The organism is Gordonia sp. C13, assembly GCF_023218005.1.
GTDB classification, from domain to species: Bacteria; Actinomycetota; Actinomycetes; order Mycobacteriales; family Mycobacteriaceae; genus Gordonia; species Gordonia namibiensis.
This window is the reverse complement of sequence record NZ_JALPSY010000013.1, coordinates 74,216-90,628: the sequence shown is the minus strand read 5'-3', so window position 1 is coordinate 90,628 and position 16,413 is coordinate 74,216. Positions and strand designations below refer to the sequence as shown.

Genomic DNA, 16,413 nt, shown 5'->3' with positions numbered 1-16,413 from the left:
GTGGACGGCAGGATCAGAGACCACAACGAGAAGGAGTCGTCATGACCTCCCCACAAACGAGCAAGTCGCCCGCGGCGAACCACTCTCGCGCCGGCCGTGTCGTAGAGCTGGGCCATCCCTGGCGCGGCATCGGCCCATTCCTCTTCGCAGTCCACCATCTCGACGCCTACCCGGCCGGCAATGCCGAGATGGGTCCCGCCACCGGCGTCGACGACCGACAGCTCGGCAGCGACTTCGGCCACCCGTCGGGCTGGAACATGTACCACGGGACCACGATTCCGGGCTTTCCCGCGCACCCACACCGTGGTTTCGAGACCATCACCGTGGTCCGCCGGGGCGTCGTCGACCACGACGACTCGACGGGCGCCAGTGCGCGGTACGGCAACGGCGACGTGCAGTGGGTGACCGCAGGCAAGGGCGTTTCCCACTCGGAGGTGTTCCCCCTCCTGAACGCAGATCGCGACAATCCATTTGAGCTCTACCAGATCTGGCTGAACCTCCCGGCGCGCGACAAGACCGCCGATCCGGAGTTCACGATGCAGTGGCACGAGGACATCCCCGTCGTCGTGCACGACGAGGACGGGGCGAAGGCCACCGTGCGGGTGATCGCCGGAACCTTCGGACCCGCCACGGCACTCGAGCCGCCGAAACACTCCTGGGCGTCGGATCCGGCAGCCGACGTGGTGATCTGGCTGATCGATCTCGAACCGCACGCGAGGGTCGATCTACCGGCACCGGCCTCGACGGACACCCGCCGGATGCTGTATGTCCACGGAGAGGGAGCTCGCGTCGAGATCGACGGTGCCACAGTCGAATCGGGACTCGGCTTCGAACAGGCCCGGGCGTCGGCGTTGGCCCTCGCCAACGGGGACGAACCGTCGACGATCCTCGTACTGCAGGGCGCAGAGATCGGCGAGCCGGTCGTCCAATACGGCCCGTTCGTCATGAACAGTGCCGAGGAGATCGATCAGGCCTACAGCGACTACCGCCGCACGCGGTTCGGCGGTTGGCCGTGGGGTTCCGACGCCCCGGTCCACCCGCGGACCGAGGGACGCTTCGCCCGGTTCCCGAGTGGACGGGTCGAGCGGCCCGGGCAGTGATTCCCGGGTCGGCTCAGCTGGCGGCATCCTCCAGCTCGGTCAGCTCGGTCGGCGTCGAGAACGAGTACATGACGCGATCGATCTCGGCGGTGAAGTCCTCGGCGGCCTCGATGTTGGAGGCATGCCCGGTGTCCAGCACGACGAGTTGATCCAGATAGCCGCGGATCGAAAGCGTGTGGGCGATGCGCTGGGTCATCGCATGCGGGAGCAGCAGGTCGTGACGTCCACCGAGGACCGTGGTCGGCACGGTGATGGCCTCGGCCCCGACCGGCCCCAGAGCCAGCTCGATGAGCGCGACCGCGGCCTTGGCCCGCGCGACCGGATTGCACGACCGGCTCATCGACAGAACGAACTCGGCGTGATCCGCCGTCGCCGAGCGGCCGTTGAGGATGCGGGTCCGGACGAGACTTCGGGCGAATCGGCCGCCGGGGAACGGGAACGGGACCGACAGTGCGGCCTGACCGAGCCAGATCGGCGCCTTGAACATGCTGTTGAGGAACGGCAGGACCCGGGTCTCCGCGGCGATCCCGCCCCAGGTCGTGTTCGCGAGCACCAGTGCGGCCGCACGCTCCTCGACCTGGTCGGGATGACGGTGCGCCCATGCCTGCACGGTGATGCCGCCCATGCTGTGTCCGACGAAGACGGCCTTCGAGTCACGCGGCACAGCCTGATCGACCACCGTGTGAAGGTCGTCGGCCAGGACGTCGGCGTCGAAACGGCGCTTGCCCCACGTGCTCTCGCCGTGACCCCGCTGGTCGTAGGCGATCACGTGGTAGCGCTCGGCGAGGGCGTTGATCTGTGGGTTCCAGTACTCGATGCAGCACGACCATCCGTGGACCAGCACCAGAACCGGCGCATCCGGCGACCCGTAGTGGTGAACGCGGAGACGGGCGTCATCGTCGGTGAGAGCCCAGGTGGCACGCTCGGGCTCGCGCGAGTTGAACATCGCATCCGCGAACTGCCGGCTGCGGAGACGGCGCCGGGCCTCAGCCGGTCGTACAAGTCCCGTCAGCATCGACTGGACCTCCGCCAGTCGTGCAGTGCGCAGCGCACCACCTGCGTTCATCTCGGCCTCCCGGCGTCATTGCTGTAAGCCATGTCACAGCGCCGGCCCAATGATACAAACCGGCATCCAATGTTCCAACACTTTCGTCGGAAATGTTGAAACCACGGGTAACCGACAGGGCCGCACCTCAAACCTCCAGCAAGACGCCGGTTTCAAACATTTTCACAGAACCCTCTTGCATTCCGATTCGACGAGTCCTACCGTGACCGCATGGCGCAAACGCCGCTGTCGATGACACCCACCGGATGGTTTCAGGTCGCCTGGTCTCCCGAGATCGCCGTCGGGACCGTGCACACGATGAAGTACTTCGGGCGCGAGATGGTCGCCTGGCGATCCCGGTCCGGGCGGATCTCCGTCTTCGACGCCTACTGTGAGCATCTCGGAGCCCACCTCGGTCACGGCGGCCACGTGGAGGGCGAGAACCTGGTCTGCCCCTTCCACGGTTGGGAGTGGAACCAGGAGGGACGCAACGTCTGCATCCCCTACGAGAACCACCCGAACAAGGGCCGGCGCATCCGCAGTTACCCCGTGGTCGAACGCAACGAGGCCGTCTGGATCTGGCACGACGTCGACGGGCGGCCACCGCATTTCGACGTCCCGGACATCTTCGCCGACTTCGACGACAACGCCACCGCGGACGACTATTACCCGCCGATTCCGGGTGCGACATTGTTCCGGCCGGGCCTCGAGATCCACCCGCAGTACATCATGGAGAACGGCGTCGACTTCGCCCATTTCAAGTTCGTCCACAAAACACCGTTCATGCCGGACTTCACCCGGCACGACTTCTCCGGCCCGGTGTCCCATGTCGACTTCACCATCGCCTTCGACGAAGGCGCGACACTCGAAAGCGCCACCAGCGGTGTCGAATCCATCAACGCCGGCCTCGGTTGCTCGGTCACCAAGAGCTGGGGCATGGTCGACAACCGCACGATGCCTGCGGTCACCCCGGTCGACGAGCACACCTCGGACGTGCGCTTCACCGTCTGGATCGGGCGCAAACCCGGCGAGGAAACCGGCGAGATCACCCGATACGGAAAGACCATGGCCGACCTGGTGATCGAACAGTTCGCCGCCGACGTCGACATCTGGGCCCACCAGCGCTACTCCGATCCACCGGCGTTGTCCCGCAAGGAGTACGCGGGATTCAGCGCACTACGGCAGTGGGCCCGGCAGTTCTATCCCGACGGCGGCGCCTCGGCCGACGAGTACGTCCGGATCCGCCGGTCCGAGCTCGAAGCACTCCGCGCGGCAGCGCACGTCGAGACCGGCGCAGCTGCGCAGTCCTGACCCGACCTCCTCTCCCCGCCCCGAAAGGACCTCGCATGACGGCACCCGACAAGATCCGGTTGTTCCAGGTGGCCACCGGCAACCTGGGCACCGAGATGATCGACCGCATCCGCAATCACCCGGATCTGGAACTGGTCGGCCTGCACTGTTATTCGCCGGACAAAGTGGGCCGGGATGCCGGGGAGATCGTCGGTATCGGCCCGATCGGCGTGGTCGCGACCGGCACCGTGGAGGAGATCATCGCCGCGCGACCCGACGTGCTCACCTTCCACGGCGTCTTCCCCGACGAGGACCTCTACGTCCAGGTCCTCGAGGCCGGGATCGACATCGTGACCACCGCCGACTGGATCACCGGCTTCCACCGCGACACCAACCATCCACATCACTCCGGGCGCAAGGTCAGCGAGGTCATCGCCGAGGCCTGCGCCAAGGGCGGCGCCACCTTCTACGGCACGGGCATGAATCCCGGTCTGGCGCAGATCCTCGGCATCGTGCACACCGCCGACGTCGCCGAGATCGAGAACGTCACGGTGACCGAGTCGGTCGACGTCTCCTGTCATCACTCGGTCGACACCTGGAAGGCCGTCGGTTACGGGCTACCGGTCGACGACCCGTCGATCCCGGACTCGCTCTACAAGTACACCGCCGTCTTCGCCGACTCGGTGTACCTCATGGCCGACGCCTTCGATCTCGAACTCGACGAGGTGACGTTCTCCTACGAGTTGGGCGCCTGCACAAAAGATGTCGACCTCGGTTGGTACCAGCTGCCCGCAGGATCGTTGGGCGGCAGCTACATCAAGTACCAGGGCATGGTCGACGGTGTGCCACGCGTGGAGTCCCATCTGGAGTGGCAGATGACACCGCACACCGACCCCTCGTGGAACATCCAGGCCTGCTACATCACCCAGGTGACCGGAGACCCGAACATCTACTCCAAGCACATGATCTTCCCGCGCAAGGGATTCGACCTCTCCAACCCGGAGAACTTCGCGTCGATCGGCATGACCGTCACCGGCCTGCCCGCACTCAACTCGATCCGGTCGGTGGTCGCAGCCCCGCCCGGGATCGTGACCAGTGCAGACCTCCCGCTACGGAGCTTCGCCGGCCGCTTCAAGATCTGAGCCGGCGCGGTGTCGGTATCGACCTCGGCGAACCCACTCTTCGAGAATTCCCTCCCTCGAGAAAGCCTTCCGGGAATCCCCTTCAGCCGAGGTCGATACTGATGCCGGTGAGCTCGGCGCCGACCTCCCACAAGCGTTCGGCGACGGCACGATCCTTGGCCTTCGGCGACGGCTCGACCAGCACCGGCGGACCAGCGAGACCGAAACTTCCTGTCGGACCGTAATACTGGCCGCCCGACACCTTCGGATCGGTGGCGGCCCGCAGAATGGGCAGGGCGCCCTCGGGCGGATCCATGATGAATCGATCGGTGAGCCAGCGCAGCGATGGCGCGTGATACGCCCACTGCAGGAATTTGTTCTGCTCGCGCATCACCCCGGTCCGAGTACCACCCGGGTGCGCGGCCAGCGAGATCGCCGGTGCGTCAGCGGCTCTCAGCCGACGGTCGAGTTCCAGCGAGAACAGCATCTGGGCGAGCTTGGCCCGGGAGTACGCGCCGGCGCTGGTGAACGTGCGGTCCATCGGGATGTCGGAGAAGTCGATGTTGCCCGCACGATGTGCGTGGCTGCCGACGGTGACGATCCGCGCGGCATCGGCGGCGAGCAAGCGGTCCATCAGCAACCCGGTGAGCGCGTAGTGGCCGAGGAAGTTGGTGCCGAAGTCCATCTCGAAGCCGTCGGGTGTCAGGTCGCGCTGGCCGCGCATGACACCGGCGTTGTTCACCAGGACGTCGAGCCGCGGATGGCGTCGCCGGACCTCCTCGGCGGCAGCGCGAACGGAATCGAGACTGGCGAGATCGAGGTCGAGGATCTCCACCTCGGCACCGGGTACCTCGGCGACGATGTCCTCGCGTGCGGCGGCAGCGGTCTCGGCGTTGCGGCACGCCAGCACCACCGTGGCGCCGAGAGTGGCGAGCCCTCGAGCGGCTTCACGCCCGATGCCCCCGTTTGCCCCGGTGACCACGGCGACCCGCCCGGTCTGTGGAGGCGCGTCGGCCAATGTCCAACCCGTCTTCACGTGCTCCCCCTCTGACTCCGGCACAACGGACGCTGTTGTTCGTATCACATCTCATGTGACAGTTCCGGTTCGGGTGTCACACGCGACCGCACCCCGAATGCATTCCGGAGAACGCAGTCGGGGTGCGACGCAACCAGTGGTCGTGCGACGAGCGGGTCAGACCGTCACAGGCGCCGGGGCGGCGGCGCTGAACTGTCCGGCCGGCGCGAACCTGGCGAGGACCTGGTCGAACGGTTCTCCCGCCACCGCAGAGATGAAGTTCTCGACATCCTCACGGGTCCGCAGACCGAGGAGCGGATTCGGGTCGGACAGCAGACCGAGCAGTGCCTGCGCGACGTTCGGATCGACGGCGGCAGCCGGAAACGACAACTCCAGGTGGGTCGCGAAATCGGGGTCGCCGAGGAACAGACGGGTTACCTCGGTGGCCGCGTGACCGCGGCGCTCCCAATGCTTCTCGAACTCCTCGGCCAGCCAGTCCGCGGTGAACTCGCCGTCGTGGGCGCGGGCGGCCTTGACCAGCTCGGCGACCTGGATGAGCGTGTTCTGGGCACCCTGGCCGGCGACCGGGTCGACGGCGATCGCGGTGTCGCCGATCGCGGCCACCGGATGACCACCCTTGGTGGTGGCGACCGCCCGGCGCACGGTCGGGGTGACCGCCCCCTTCAGCCACGAGACCGGGTCGGACTCGATGACCTCGAGCTGCTCGATGACCGGCGCGTCCTCCGGGAAGAACTCCGCGAAGATGCCGGCGATGGTGCGCCGAGCGGTCACCGCGTCGTGGACGTCGTCGATGCGCGGCGCCCAGGCGCCCGACGGTTTGGCGAAGACGATGAAGGACCAGGTCGCGCCCTCGTCCTTGTGCAGGAACGGGCCGACGAACAGCTCGCCGTTCTCGCTGTCGAGGTTGTACAGCGAGTGACCGGCGCCCGCCTGCGAGCGATAGGAGAACACGTCCGGTCCGTGATCGACGCCCTTCAGCGTGACCTGCAGCAGACGTCGCTGCGGCTCGCGGTACTTCGTCCGCGACTCGTCGACCGGGAACAGCGTCGACAGCCCGCCCTTGCCGGTGGCGACGAGGGTGAGGTCGGCGCCACCGGCGATCTCGTCGAGGTTGTCGAGATCGACGGTGGTGACCTCGAACCGCCCGCCGCGGTCCAGGAAACGACCCAGGCGGTCGTCGGCGCGCAGGCGGAGGTCGACAGCCGCGGCGACGTAGCCGTAGTCGGGGTCGTATTCGAGAACGGGGGCGCGATCCTCGCCGGCGCCGCCGTACAGGCGCACGCTCATACCGGTGGTCTTGCCGACGTCGTAGAGGTCCTCGATGATCTCGGCATCCCACTCCTGGGACTTGCCGAAGAGCACGCCGACGCCGGTCGGCGGCACCTTGTTGCGTAGCGAGTCACGGTCGCGGTCGCTGTAGATCGTGACGTCGAAACCGGCGTCGAGGAAGCCGAGACCGGCGGTGGTCCCGGCGAGGCCGGCGCCGATGATCGCGACGGATCGTCGTGTGGTCATGTGTGTCTCCTGGGTCGGATGCAAGCGGTGCATGTGATGACTGGGAGACAGGGTGCCGGTGGGATCGTCGCGGCTGAAGGTTTAGACGCAGCACGAACTAATGGGTGGCCGCGGGGGCTGACCTCGATACGCGTCGGCCTCGCCACGCTCGGACGGCGCCACTCGGCCGGCGAATGAGTCCAGCGGCCTCGCCACGCTCGGTCGGCGCTACTCGGCCGGCGAATGAGTCCAGCGGCCTCGCCACGCTCGGACGGCGCCACTCGGCCGGCGAATGAGTCCAGCGGCCTCGCCACGCTCGGACGGCGCTACTCGGCCGGCGGAAGCCCGTGCACCCGATAGCGCTCGTATGCGACGACACCGAACAGCCGGGTCTCCACCAGATCGAGATCGACACGATCGGTGACCGGCGGCAGCATCGGGGTGCCGCCGCCCACGACGACCGGATACCGGAAGATCCGCAGCTCGTCGATCAGGCCGAGTTCGAAGGCCTGTGACGCCAGGTGCGCTCCACCGATCTCGATGTCGCGGTCCGTCGCGGCGCGGACCTCCGCGACCTCGTCGGCGACGGATGCTCGGGCGAGTCTGGCGTTGCCCTCGACCGCGTCGAGGGTCCGACTGAAGACGACTTTCGGCAGCGCCGCCCAGATGTCGGCGAAGACAGCGCCCGCCTCGGTGTCGCGCATGGCCGGGTCGGTCTCCCAGACCCGCATCGTCTCGTACAACCGGCGACCGAGGATCGTGCCGCCGAGGCTCCCGACGCGATCGGTGTGGAATGCGAAGAGTTCGTCGCTGTGTCCCGGCCATTGGAAGTCGCCGTCGCGATCGTGGATGAAGCCGTCCACCGAGACGCCCATCGTATAGATCAGCATGCAACTCCTCACAGTCGGTTTCGAGGGGATTGTCCGAGGTTACGGCCATTTTTCGAGGTAGACCCGGCAATGGGAACCCACGAACATCCTGTGGGTCGGCCGACACCCGCCGCGGCGGCGGTGACGCGCCGTCGCGGACAAGTACCATCGCCCTCTGTGCGCACGCCCGTTCCCGAAGTAGCCCCGGTCGTCGCGACGCCCAACGAGGACGCCGCGACCGGTAACACCTCGGGTTATCGGCTCGACCTGGACGGCCTGCGCGGAATCGCGATCGCATTGGTCGCCGTCTTCCACGTCTGGTTCGGGCGGGTGTCGGGCGGCGTGGACGTTTTCCTGACTCTCTCGGGATACTTCTTCGTCGCATCGCTCCTCAAGCATGTGCTCGCCACCCAGCCCGCCTCTGCGTCGTGGGGCAAGGCGCTCAACCCGGGGCCGCGATTCTGGCGCCTGGTCCGACGACTGCTTCCCGCGCTGCTGCTGGTGCTGGCCTTCACCGCCGCGCTGATCGCTCTCGTGATGCCGACGACCCGGTGGGGTCCGCTCGGTGCCGAGCTGCAGGCCAGCGCGCTGTACTACCAGAACTGGCATCTCGCGTTCGAGTCGCAGGACTATGCGGCCGCCGACTCCGCGAACAGCCCGATGCAGCACCTGTGGTCGATGTCGATGCAGGGTCAGTTCTTCCTGATCACCTTGCTCAGTGCACTCGCCCTCGGCGGTCTGCTGCGCGCGTTGGCTCTCAAGATCGAGTTCTTCCGCCGACCTCAGGTCGTGCGCGGCATCGTCGGGTTCGCGCTCCTGGGCGTCGCGCTGGTCTCCTTCGCGTGGGCCAACTATCGCCACGGCATCAATCAGCCGTTCACCTACTACGACACCGTCGCCCGACTGTGGGAGCCGCTCGTCGGCGGCCTGCTCGCCGTGTGGATGCCCAAGCTGGCGCTGTCCGCGCGCATGCGCAACCTGCTGAGCCTCATCGCCCTCGGCCTGATCATCACCTGCGGTTGGTGGATCGCCGGTGTCCAGGAGTACCCCGCGGCCTGGGCGCTCGTGCCCGTCGGCGCGACGCTCATCCTGATCTGGGCGGGCTCCCCGGCGACCGCACGCCCGGCCGAGGGACAGGCCCAGGTGAGTCGTGGACTCGCGTATCCGCAACTGGTGTGGCTCGGTTCCATCGCCTATGCGCTCTACCTGTGGCACTGGCCGCTGCTGATCTTCTACATGGCGTGGCGCTACCAGGACGAGGTGTCCTGGCTGGAGGGCACCGGAATCCTGGGTGTCTCGGTCCTGGTCGCGTGGCTGACCACGAAGTACGTCGAGGCCCCGCTGCGTTCCGGGTCGCTGCGGCGCCAGAAGTCCGACGCCGCGGCACCTGCGAAGGCGAGCACGCCGGGCTTCCAGAACTCGCGCGGCTACCGCTTCGCCCTCCTCGCGGTCCTGCTGATCATCAGCGTGGCCGCCGGCAGTGCCGCGGTGACGTGGCAACGCGACGCCGCGAACGCGACCCTCGACACCGAGAACCTCGACCCTCGCCTCTACCCCGGCGGACGTGCCTTCCTCAACGGTGCGCCGGTCCCGAAGGTGACGGCGCAGCCGAGTCCCGACGTCGTCGACATGGACTGGCCGATCACCTCCTACGACTCGATCATCAGCGGCTGGAAGGACCCGTCGATCAAGGTCGGGTACTACGGCGACGTGAACGCGACCCGCACCATCGCCCTGGTCGGCGGTTCGCATGCCGAGCAGTGGATCACCGCGCTGAACGACATCGGCAAGCGACACAACTTCCGCGTCACGACCTACCTCAAAGTCGGTTGTGCGCTCACCACCGAGCACGTCTTCACCTGGTTCGGCCAGAAGTACTACCAGTGCAACGACTGGTCGAATCGCGTGATGGAACGCCTCGCCGTGGACAAGCCCGACTACGTGTTCACCACCTCCACCCGTCCTCCCGAGGGGGCCGCCAAGGGCGACTACGTGCCCAAGGACTACGAGGAGATCTTCGCCCAGTTCCGCGACCGCGGGCAGAAGGTGATCGGCATCCGGGACAACCCGTGGTCGACCGGCAAGCTGAAGCCGCCGGAGTGCCTCGCGAGCGGCCGCAAGCCCGAGGTCTGCGGCGTCTCACGTGCACAGGCCATGGCGCCCACCGACCCGGCCGCCGCGCTCGCCGACAAGTTCCCGAACATGACCTTCCTGGACTACACCGACGCCATGTGCGACGACACGTACTGCCCGGCGGTGGTCGGGAACATCCTGATGTGGCACGACTACCACCACCTGTCCGCCACGTTCGTACGCAGCCTCATCCCGGCGATCGAGGCCGACCTGCAGAAGGCCACCGGCTGGTGGTGAGCTCGACACGCCCCTCGGCTTACGCCTCGGGGCTACTCGGCCACCGCTAGAGCGCCCAGCACCGCCTTCGGGCCGGCGAACACCGCCTCGCGGATGTGATTGCGCACCAGTGTCCATGTGGGGCAATCACATTCGGCTTCGACGCCGCGGGCATCCACGCCCTCGCCGCGGCACAGCGCGATGGCGCGCTCGAGATGGAAGTCCTGCGTCACGATGACCAACCCCTCCGCGCCGAACACCTCTCGCGCACGACGGCAGCTCGCCGCGGTGTCGAGGCCCAGCGGGTCGTCGACCATCACCACTGCCGGCACCCCGTGGGATTCGAGGTAGGCCCGCATCACCGCCGGCTCGTCGCCGGCCTCGGGAGAACCGTTGCCGGAGTTGATGATCCGGTCAACGCGGCCGTCGCGGTACAACGCCGCCGCGACATCCAACCGGCCGCGAACATAGTCGCCGGGAGCACCGTCCTCCACCAGCGAACCGAGCACCAGGAGCGTCGACCCGTCCGGCACCTGCTCGGCGTCGAGGACCCGGTCACCGGCCACGACATACATCCACGTGGCTGCGACAGTGATCCACAGTTCGACGACCACCAGCAACACCGGTACGACGAGACGCGCTGCTGACCTCACCTGTACAACCTAGGTGTACGAATACATCTCACCCAAGATGACGATTCGCCGCCGCTCCAGTGACGCCGGGCCGATACTGAGGCCATCTGCTGCGCTCAGCCCCGATGCGTATCCGACACCCGCGTATCCGACAACCGTGGAAGAGAGTGTGCATGCAGTACATGCCGGTGACCTCGTCGATGTTCCTACTGGCCGAAACGCGCGAGCAACCGATGCACGTGGGCGGGTTGCAGCTGTTCGTGCCGCGCGAGGGCCAATCGTCGGCCGACCTCGTCGAGGAGGTCATCGAGGCCTTCTCGTCCTGCAGCGAGATCCATCCCCTGTTCCGCAAGCGCCCGGCGCCGCCGGTCACCATCCTGGGCAACGTCGCCTGGACCTACGACGACGAGATCGACTTCGACTACCACGTCCGCCGCGCGGTACTCCCCCGCCCGGGACGCATCCGCGAACTGCTGCGCTACGTGTCGCTGAACCACGGCACCCTGCTCGACCGGAACCGGCCGATGTGGGAAGCCCACGTCATCGAAGGCCTCGACGACGGGCGGGTCGCGATCTACAGCAAGATCCACCACTCGATCGTCGACGGGGTGTCGGCGCTCCGCCTGCTGCAGCGCATGCTCACGCCCGATCCCGACGACCGGTCCGGGTCGGCACCGTGGGACCCGAAGCTCATCGGGAAGAAGCGTCCACGACCCGCACCGACCCTGCGCTCGCGGATCGCCGGGATCGCCGACGCCGGCCTGCAGGTGGCGGGGATCGCTCCCGCGGCCGCCAAGGTCGCCGTCGCCGGCCTGCGCAAGCCCGGCTTCGTGCCGCCTGTTCCCCGCGCCCCGCGGACCATCCTCGACGTGGCGATCGGGAGCGCACGCCGGTTCGCCGCCCAGCAATGGGAGATCGAGCGACTACGTGCGGTCGCCGACGCGCTGGACATCACCCTCAACGACGTCCTCGTCGCGATGTGTTCGGGCGCCCTGCGCTCGTATCTGATCGAGCACGACGCGCTGCCCGATTCGCCACTGATCGCGGCCGTTCCCGTGTCGATGCACACCGAGGACGACTCCGACGGCAATGCCGTGACCGCCATCATGGTCGACCTCGCGACCGACGAGCCCGACCCCGAACGCCGGCTCAACTCGCTCGTGACGTCGGCCCGGCAGGCGAAGAACGTCGTCCGCGGACTCAGGCCGTTGCAGGCACTCGCGCTGGGCGCCGCGAATTTCGCGCCGCTCGCGTTCGCGACCGTGCCGGGCTTCGTCCAGTACGTCCCACCGCAGTTCAACATCATCATCAGCAACGTGCCCGGACCGTCCGAGGAGCTCTACTGGAACGGCGCCCGACTCGACGGCGTCTACCCGGTGTCGATCGCCATGGAGGGGCTGGCGTTGAACATCACCGTGACCAGTTCTGCGAAGCACCTGAACTTCGGGCTGATCGGTGCCCGTGCGCAGGTCCCGAGTCTGCAGCGACTGCTGACGCACCTCGACACCGCCCTCGAGGAGCTGGAGAAAGTGGCCCGCGTCCGCTGACCCCGGCGCCGGCCGGGAGGCCAATTGGGATCCTCCCCACCCTGACTCGACAGTAAGTTACTGGCGAGTATCATTCGGTGTGAGTTTAGACCAGCAAGAATTAGGCCAACCTTGGCAGCGCGCCACCGGCGCGAAGAATTACGGTTACCTGTAGTACACCGCTCCGTGGGGGCAGCCCTGCGCACTCTGTGCGCTTCCCCCGGTGGCGGGACGACCTAGACGAAAGGCCGGTACGCGCCCGTGACAGCCACGACGATTGCCATCGGCACCACAGCAGCGGTGATCAGCCTCTTCTGTTGGTACCTGTTCCTCGCCGGGGTGGTGCGGATGTTCCGCACCATCAAACTCGGCCAGAAGGTCGACGGATCCCGGTTCTGGCCGGTGATCCCGCGCCTGACGACCATGATCAAGGAATTCATCGCCCACACGCGGATGGTGAAATTCCGGACGGTGGGTTGGGCCCACTGGCTGGTCATGATCGGCTTCATGGGCGGCGCCCTGCTGTGGTTCGAGGCCTACGGACAGTCCATCGACCCGGAGTTCCACTGGCCGCTCTTCGGTGACACCTTCGCGTGGCACCTATGGGACGAGCTGCTGGGCATCGGCACCGTGGTCGGCATCCTCGTGCTGATCGTGATCCGCCAGCTCAACCACCCGCGTGTCCCCGAGCGCCTCTCGCGGTTCTCCGGGTCCCGCTTCGGCGCGGCCTACTTCGTCGAGGCCGTCGTCCTGCTCGAGGGTCTCGGCATGATCCTGGTGAAGGCGTCGAAGATCGCGACCTACCACCACTACAACGCCTACTCGGACTTCTTCACCATGCAGGTGGCGAAGATCCTGCCCGCGTCACCGACCCTGGTGTCGATCTTCGCGGTCATCAAGCTCATGAGTGGCATGGTGTGGCTGGCCGTCGTCGGCCTCAACACCGACTGGGGCGTTGCGTGGCACCGCTTCTCGGCGTTCTTCAACATCTACTTCAAGCGTGAGGCCGACGGCGGCGTCGCCCTCGGTGCGGCCAAGCCGATGATGAGCCAGGGCAAGGTCCTCGACATGGAGACCGCCGATCCGGACGTCGACGCGTTCGGTGCGGGCAAGATCGAGGACTTCTCCTGGAAGGGCTGGCTCGACTTCAGCACCTGTACCGAGTGTGGCCGCTGCCAGTCGCAGTGTCCGGCCTGGAACACCGGCAAGCCGCTGTCGCCGAAGCTGCTCATCATGTCGCTGCGCGACCACGGCAACGCCAAGGCCCCGTACCTGCTGGCCGGCGGCCGCAAGGACATGGGCGGCGACGAGGTCGGTCTGGTCGACGCCGAGGGCAACGTCCTCGAGGACAAGCTCAACGCGATCCCCGAGGCCGCACGTGCCGAGGCCTCCCGCAAGCTGGTCGGCGAGTCCAAGGGCCGGATCGGCGGCGGTGAGGGCATCGAGTCGGCCGACGGTGAATTCGATCCCGAGGCGCTGGGTGCGGTCATCGACACCGAGACCCTGTGGAGCTGCACCACCTGTGGTGCCTGCGTCGAGCAGTGCCCGGTCGACATCGAGCACGTCGACCACATCCTCGACATGCGTCGCTACCAGGTGCTGATCGAGTCGGACTTCCCGACCGAGCTGGCCGGCATGTTCAAGAATCTCGAGAACAAGGGCAACCCGTGGGGTCAGAACGCCTCCGCGCGGACCGCCTGGATCGACGAGATGGACATCGAGATCCCGGTCTTCGGCAAGGATGTCGAGTCGTTCGAGGGCTTCGAGTACCTGTTCTGGGTCGGTTGCGCCGGCGCCTACGAGGACCGCGCGAAGAAGACCACCAAGGCCGTCGCCGAGCTCCTCGACATGGCCGCGGTCAACTTCATGGTCCTCGGCGAGGGCGAAACCTGTACCGGTGACTCCGCACGACGCGCCGGCAACGAGTTCCTCTTCCAGATGCTCGCGCAGCAGAACATCGAGATGCTGGGCGAGGTCTTCTCGACCGCTCCCGAGCAGCGCAAGAAGGTCGTCGTGACCTGTGCACACTGCTTCAACGCGCTGGGCAACGAGTACCCGCAGCTGGGCGCCAAGTACGAGGTCGTCCACCACACGCAGCTGCTGAACCGTCTGGTCCGCGAGAAGCGCCTCGTGCCGGTCGCCCCGCTCGGCGAGGGCGTCACCTACCACGACCCGTGCTACCTGGGCCGTCACAACAAGGTCTACGACGCCCCGCGTGAGCTGATGGGTGCGGCCGGATCGACTCTCACCGAGATGCCGCGTCACGGCGAACGGTCCATGTGCTGTGGTGCCGGTGGTGCCCGCATGTGGATGGAAGAGCAGATCGGCAAGCGCATCAACATCGACCGGGTCGACGAGGCGCTCGACACGCTGGGCGCCGGGAGCGCAGCGAGCGGGCCCAATGGACACGGCGACACCACCGGCGAGGTCAAGAAGGTCGCGACCGGCTGTCCGTTCTGTCGCGTGATGCTGACCGACGGTGTGACCGCCCGGACCAGTGGCACCGAATCCGAGGGCAAGGTCGAGGTCGTCGACGTCGCGCAGCTGCTGCTCGACTCGGTCAAGCGCGGCAAGACCGAGGTCAAGCTCGGCGGCCGTTACCTCGGACCGCGTCCGAGTGCTCCCGAGCCGGAGCCGGAACCCGAGCCCGAGAAGGTTCCGGCCGCAGCGGCCGCGACCGCGACGGCGACCACCGAGGCAGCTCCGAAGCCGAAGGTCGGACTGGGCATGAAGGGCGGCAAGAAGCCCGGTGCCGCAGCCAAGACCGAGGCGCCTGCGGAGGCTCCTGCCGAGAAGAAGCCCGCATCCAAGGGCTTCGGCATGAAGGGCGGCAAGAAGCCGGGCGCTGCGGCTGCGGCACCGGCCGCCGCGTCGGCGCCCGCGGAGGCTCCTGCCGAGGCACCGGCCGAGAAGAAGCCCGCATCGAAGGGCTTCGGCATGAAGGGCGGGAAGAAGCCGGGCGCGGCGGCGAGCAAGCCTGCTGCGTCCGCAGCTCCTGCACCCGCCGAAGCCGAGTCGTCGGAGGCCGTGAAGGCCGAGGCACCCGCAGAGGCGAAGCCGGCCAAGGCCAAGGGCTTCGGCATGGCTGCAGGTAAGCGTCCCGGGCAGAAGACGGCCACCCCGAACGCGGCAGCAGCCGACGCCGGTGTGACCGCCCCCGCCGAGAACAAGGTCGACGAGGCGGAGTCGGCACCCGATGCCGCCCCGACCGTCGACACCGAGTCGGCGACCACCGCGGCCACGGACACATCGGTCGCTGCCGCGACGGACACATCGGTCGCTGCCGCGACGGAAGAGAAGCCGGGCAAGGCCAAGGGCTTCGGTATGGCTGCGGGCAAGAAGCGTCCGGGCGGGATCGGCAAGGCCGCTCCGAAGCCGGCCGCGGAGGCTCCGGCAGCAGCTCCCGCCGCGGAGGCACCTGCCGCCGAGGCATCGGAGACCGAGGCACCGGCCGCCGAGGCCGAGCCTGCGGCCGAAGCGCCCCAGGGCGGTTCGGCTGCGGTGCTGACCGAGGAGAAGCCGGCCAAGGCCAAGGGCTTCGGCATGGCCGCGGGCAAGAAGCGCCCCGGTGGCGCGAGCAAGGCCGCTCCGAAGGCCGCGGCACCTGCTGCGGCCCCCGCAGAGGCCACCCCCGCTCCCGAGGCAGCCCCGGAAGCCGAAGCGCCCGCCGAGGCACCCGGTGTCGAGGAGACCCCGGCAGCTGGAGCACCGGCAGCAGAGGCACCGGCCGAGACGAACGGGACCGAGGTCCCGACCCCGTCGGACAACGGCTCGGGCGACGCCCGGACCATCGCCGAGACCGGGGCGTCGAAGGCCAAGGGCTTCGGCATCGCGGCCGGCAAGAAGCGGCCCGGCCACAAGTAGTCACAGCAGTACCGAAACGGGCTCCGACCACCACGGTCGGGGCCCGTTTTTCATGCGCTGGACCACGGTCGGACAGCACTGGCGGAA

11 protein-coding genes are annotated in these 16,413 nt (G+C 67.5%); 6 read left to right on the top strand and 5 right to left on the bottom strand.

The window, feature by feature from the left end; all coding sequences use genetic code 11:
• Nucleotides 1-41: 41 nt before the first annotated feature.
• The gene (locus tag M1L58_RS12605) at nucleotides 42-1,100 is read left to right on the top strand and encodes a pirin family protein (RefSeq protein ID WP_248659130.1); all 1,059 of its coding nucleotides are present in this window, start codon (nucleotides 42-44) and stop codon (nucleotides 1,098-1,100) included.
• Between the two features lie 13 nt (nucleotides 1,101-1,113).
• On the opposite strand, the gene M1L58_RS12600 is transcribed toward M1L58_RS12605, so the two are convergent.
• Nucleotides 1,114-2,166 carry an alpha/beta fold hydrolase gene (locus M1L58_RS12600; RefSeq protein ID WP_248659129.1) on the bottom strand — a complete coding sequence of 351 codons (1,053 nt, stop codon included), beginning with the start codon at nucleotides 2,164-2,166 and terminating at the stop codon, nucleotides 1,114-1,116.
• A gap of 210 nt (nucleotides 2,167-2,376) precedes the next feature.
• Between M1L58_RS12600 and M1L58_RS12595 the strand changes: the two genes are divergently transcribed.
• Both M1L58_RS12595 and M1L58_RS12590 read left to right on the top strand, forming a co-directional pair.
• Nucleotides 2,377-3,456 carry a Rieske 2Fe-2S domain-containing protein gene (locus M1L58_RS12595; protein WP_248659128.1) on the top strand — a complete coding sequence of 360 codons (1,080 nt, stop codon included), beginning with the start codon at nucleotides 2,377-2,379 and terminating at the stop codon, nucleotides 3,454-3,456.
• A gap of 35 nt (nucleotides 3,457-3,491) precedes the next feature.
• Entirely contained in the window at nucleotides 3,492-4,577 is a 1,086-nt protein-coding gene (locus M1L58_RS12590; RefSeq protein WP_248659127.1) for an NAD(P)H-dependent amine dehydrogenase family protein, read from the top strand.
• A gap of 82 nt (nucleotides 4,578-4,659) precedes the next feature.
• Here the strand turns inward: M1L58_RS12590 and M1L58_RS12585 are convergent, their stop codons facing one another.
• The 3 genes from M1L58_RS12585 to M1L58_RS12575 form a co-directional block, all read right to left on the bottom strand.
• Entirely contained in the window at nucleotides 4,660-5,592 is a 933-nt protein-coding gene (locus M1L58_RS12585; RefSeq protein WP_248659126.1) for an oxidoreductase, read from the bottom strand.
• 156 nt (nucleotides 5,593-5,748) lie between these two features.
• Nucleotides 5,749-7,107, bottom strand: coding sequence for a styrene monooxygenase/indole monooxygenase family protein (locus M1L58_RS12580; RefSeq protein ID WP_248659125.1), 1,359 nt, complete (start codon nucleotides 7,105-7,107; stop codon nucleotides 5,749-5,751).
• 305 nt (nucleotides 7,108-7,412) lie between these two features.
• On the bottom strand, nucleotides 7,413-7,976 hold the full coding sequence (locus M1L58_RS12575) for a dihydrofolate reductase family protein (protein ID WP_248659124.1): 564 nt from the start codon (nucleotides 7,974-7,976) through the stop codon (nucleotides 7,413-7,415).
• A gap of 156 nt (nucleotides 7,977-8,132) precedes the next feature.
• Here M1L58_RS12575 and M1L58_RS12570 point away from each other — a divergent pair, with 156 nt between their 5' ends.
• Nucleotides 8,133-10,325, top strand: coding sequence for an acyltransferase family protein (locus M1L58_RS12570; protein WP_248659123.1), 2,193 nt, complete (start codon nucleotides 8,133-8,135; stop codon nucleotides 10,323-10,325).
• Between the two features lie 32 nt (nucleotides 10,326-10,357).
• Here M1L58_RS12570 and M1L58_RS12565 read toward each other — a convergent pair whose 3' ends face one another.
• Nucleotides 10,358-10,879, bottom strand: a complete 522-nt coding sequence (locus M1L58_RS12565; protein WP_248659153.1) for a SanA/YdcF family protein — start codon at nucleotides 10,877-10,879, stop codon at nucleotides 10,358-10,360.
• Between the two features lie 230 nt (nucleotides 10,880-11,109).
• Between M1L58_RS12565 and M1L58_RS12560 the strand changes: the two genes are divergently transcribed.
• Complete coding sequence (locus tag M1L58_RS12560; protein ID WP_154882306.1) at nucleotides 11,110-12,483, top strand: WS/DGAT/MGAT family O-acyltransferase; 1,374 nt, start codon at nucleotides 11,110-11,112, stop codon at nucleotides 12,481-12,483.
• 240 nt (nucleotides 12,484-12,723) lie between these two features.
• Nucleotides 12,724-16,326 (top strand): (Fe-S)-binding protein, encoded by a 3,603-nt coding sequence (locus tag M1L58_RS12555; protein ID WP_248659122.1) that lies wholly within the window; start codon nucleotides 12,724-12,726, stop codon nucleotides 16,324-16,326.
• Nucleotides 16,327-16,413 lie beyond the last annotated feature (87 nt).

Excerpts from the sequence above, each read along its gene's own strand:
- M1L58_RS12605 (WP_248659130.1), top strand. The coding sequence starts at position 42 with ATGACCTCCCCACAAACGAGCAAGTCGCCCGCGGCGAACCACTCTCGC.
- M1L58_RS12565 (WP_248659153.1), bottom strand. The coding sequence starts at position 10,879 with ATGTATGTCGTGGCCGGTGACCGGGTCCTCGACGCCGAGCAGGTGCCG.
- M1L58_RS12580 (WP_248659125.1), bottom strand. The coding sequence starts at position 7,107 with ATGACCACACGACGATCCGTCGCGATCATCGGCGCCGGCCTCGCCGGG.
- M1L58_RS12575 (WP_248659124.1), bottom strand. The coding sequence starts at position 7,976 with ATGCTGATCTATACGATGGGCGTCTCGGTGGACGGCTTCATCCACGAT.
- M1L58_RS12560 (WP_154882306.1), top strand. The coding sequence starts at position 11,110 with ATGCAGTACATGCCGGTGACCTCGTCGATGTTCCTACTGGCCGAAACG.
- M1L58_RS12600 (WP_248659129.1), bottom strand. The coding sequence starts at position 2,166 with ATGAACGCAGGTGGTGCGCTGCGCACTGCACGACTGGCGGAGGTCCAG.
- M1L58_RS12595 (WP_248659128.1), top strand. The coding sequence starts at position 2,377 with ATGGCGCAAACGCCGCTGTCGATGACACCCACCGGATGGTTTCAGGTC.
- M1L58_RS12590 (WP_248659127.1), top strand. The coding sequence starts at position 3,492 with ATGACGGCACCCGACAAGATCCGGTTGTTCCAGGTGGCCACCGGCAAC.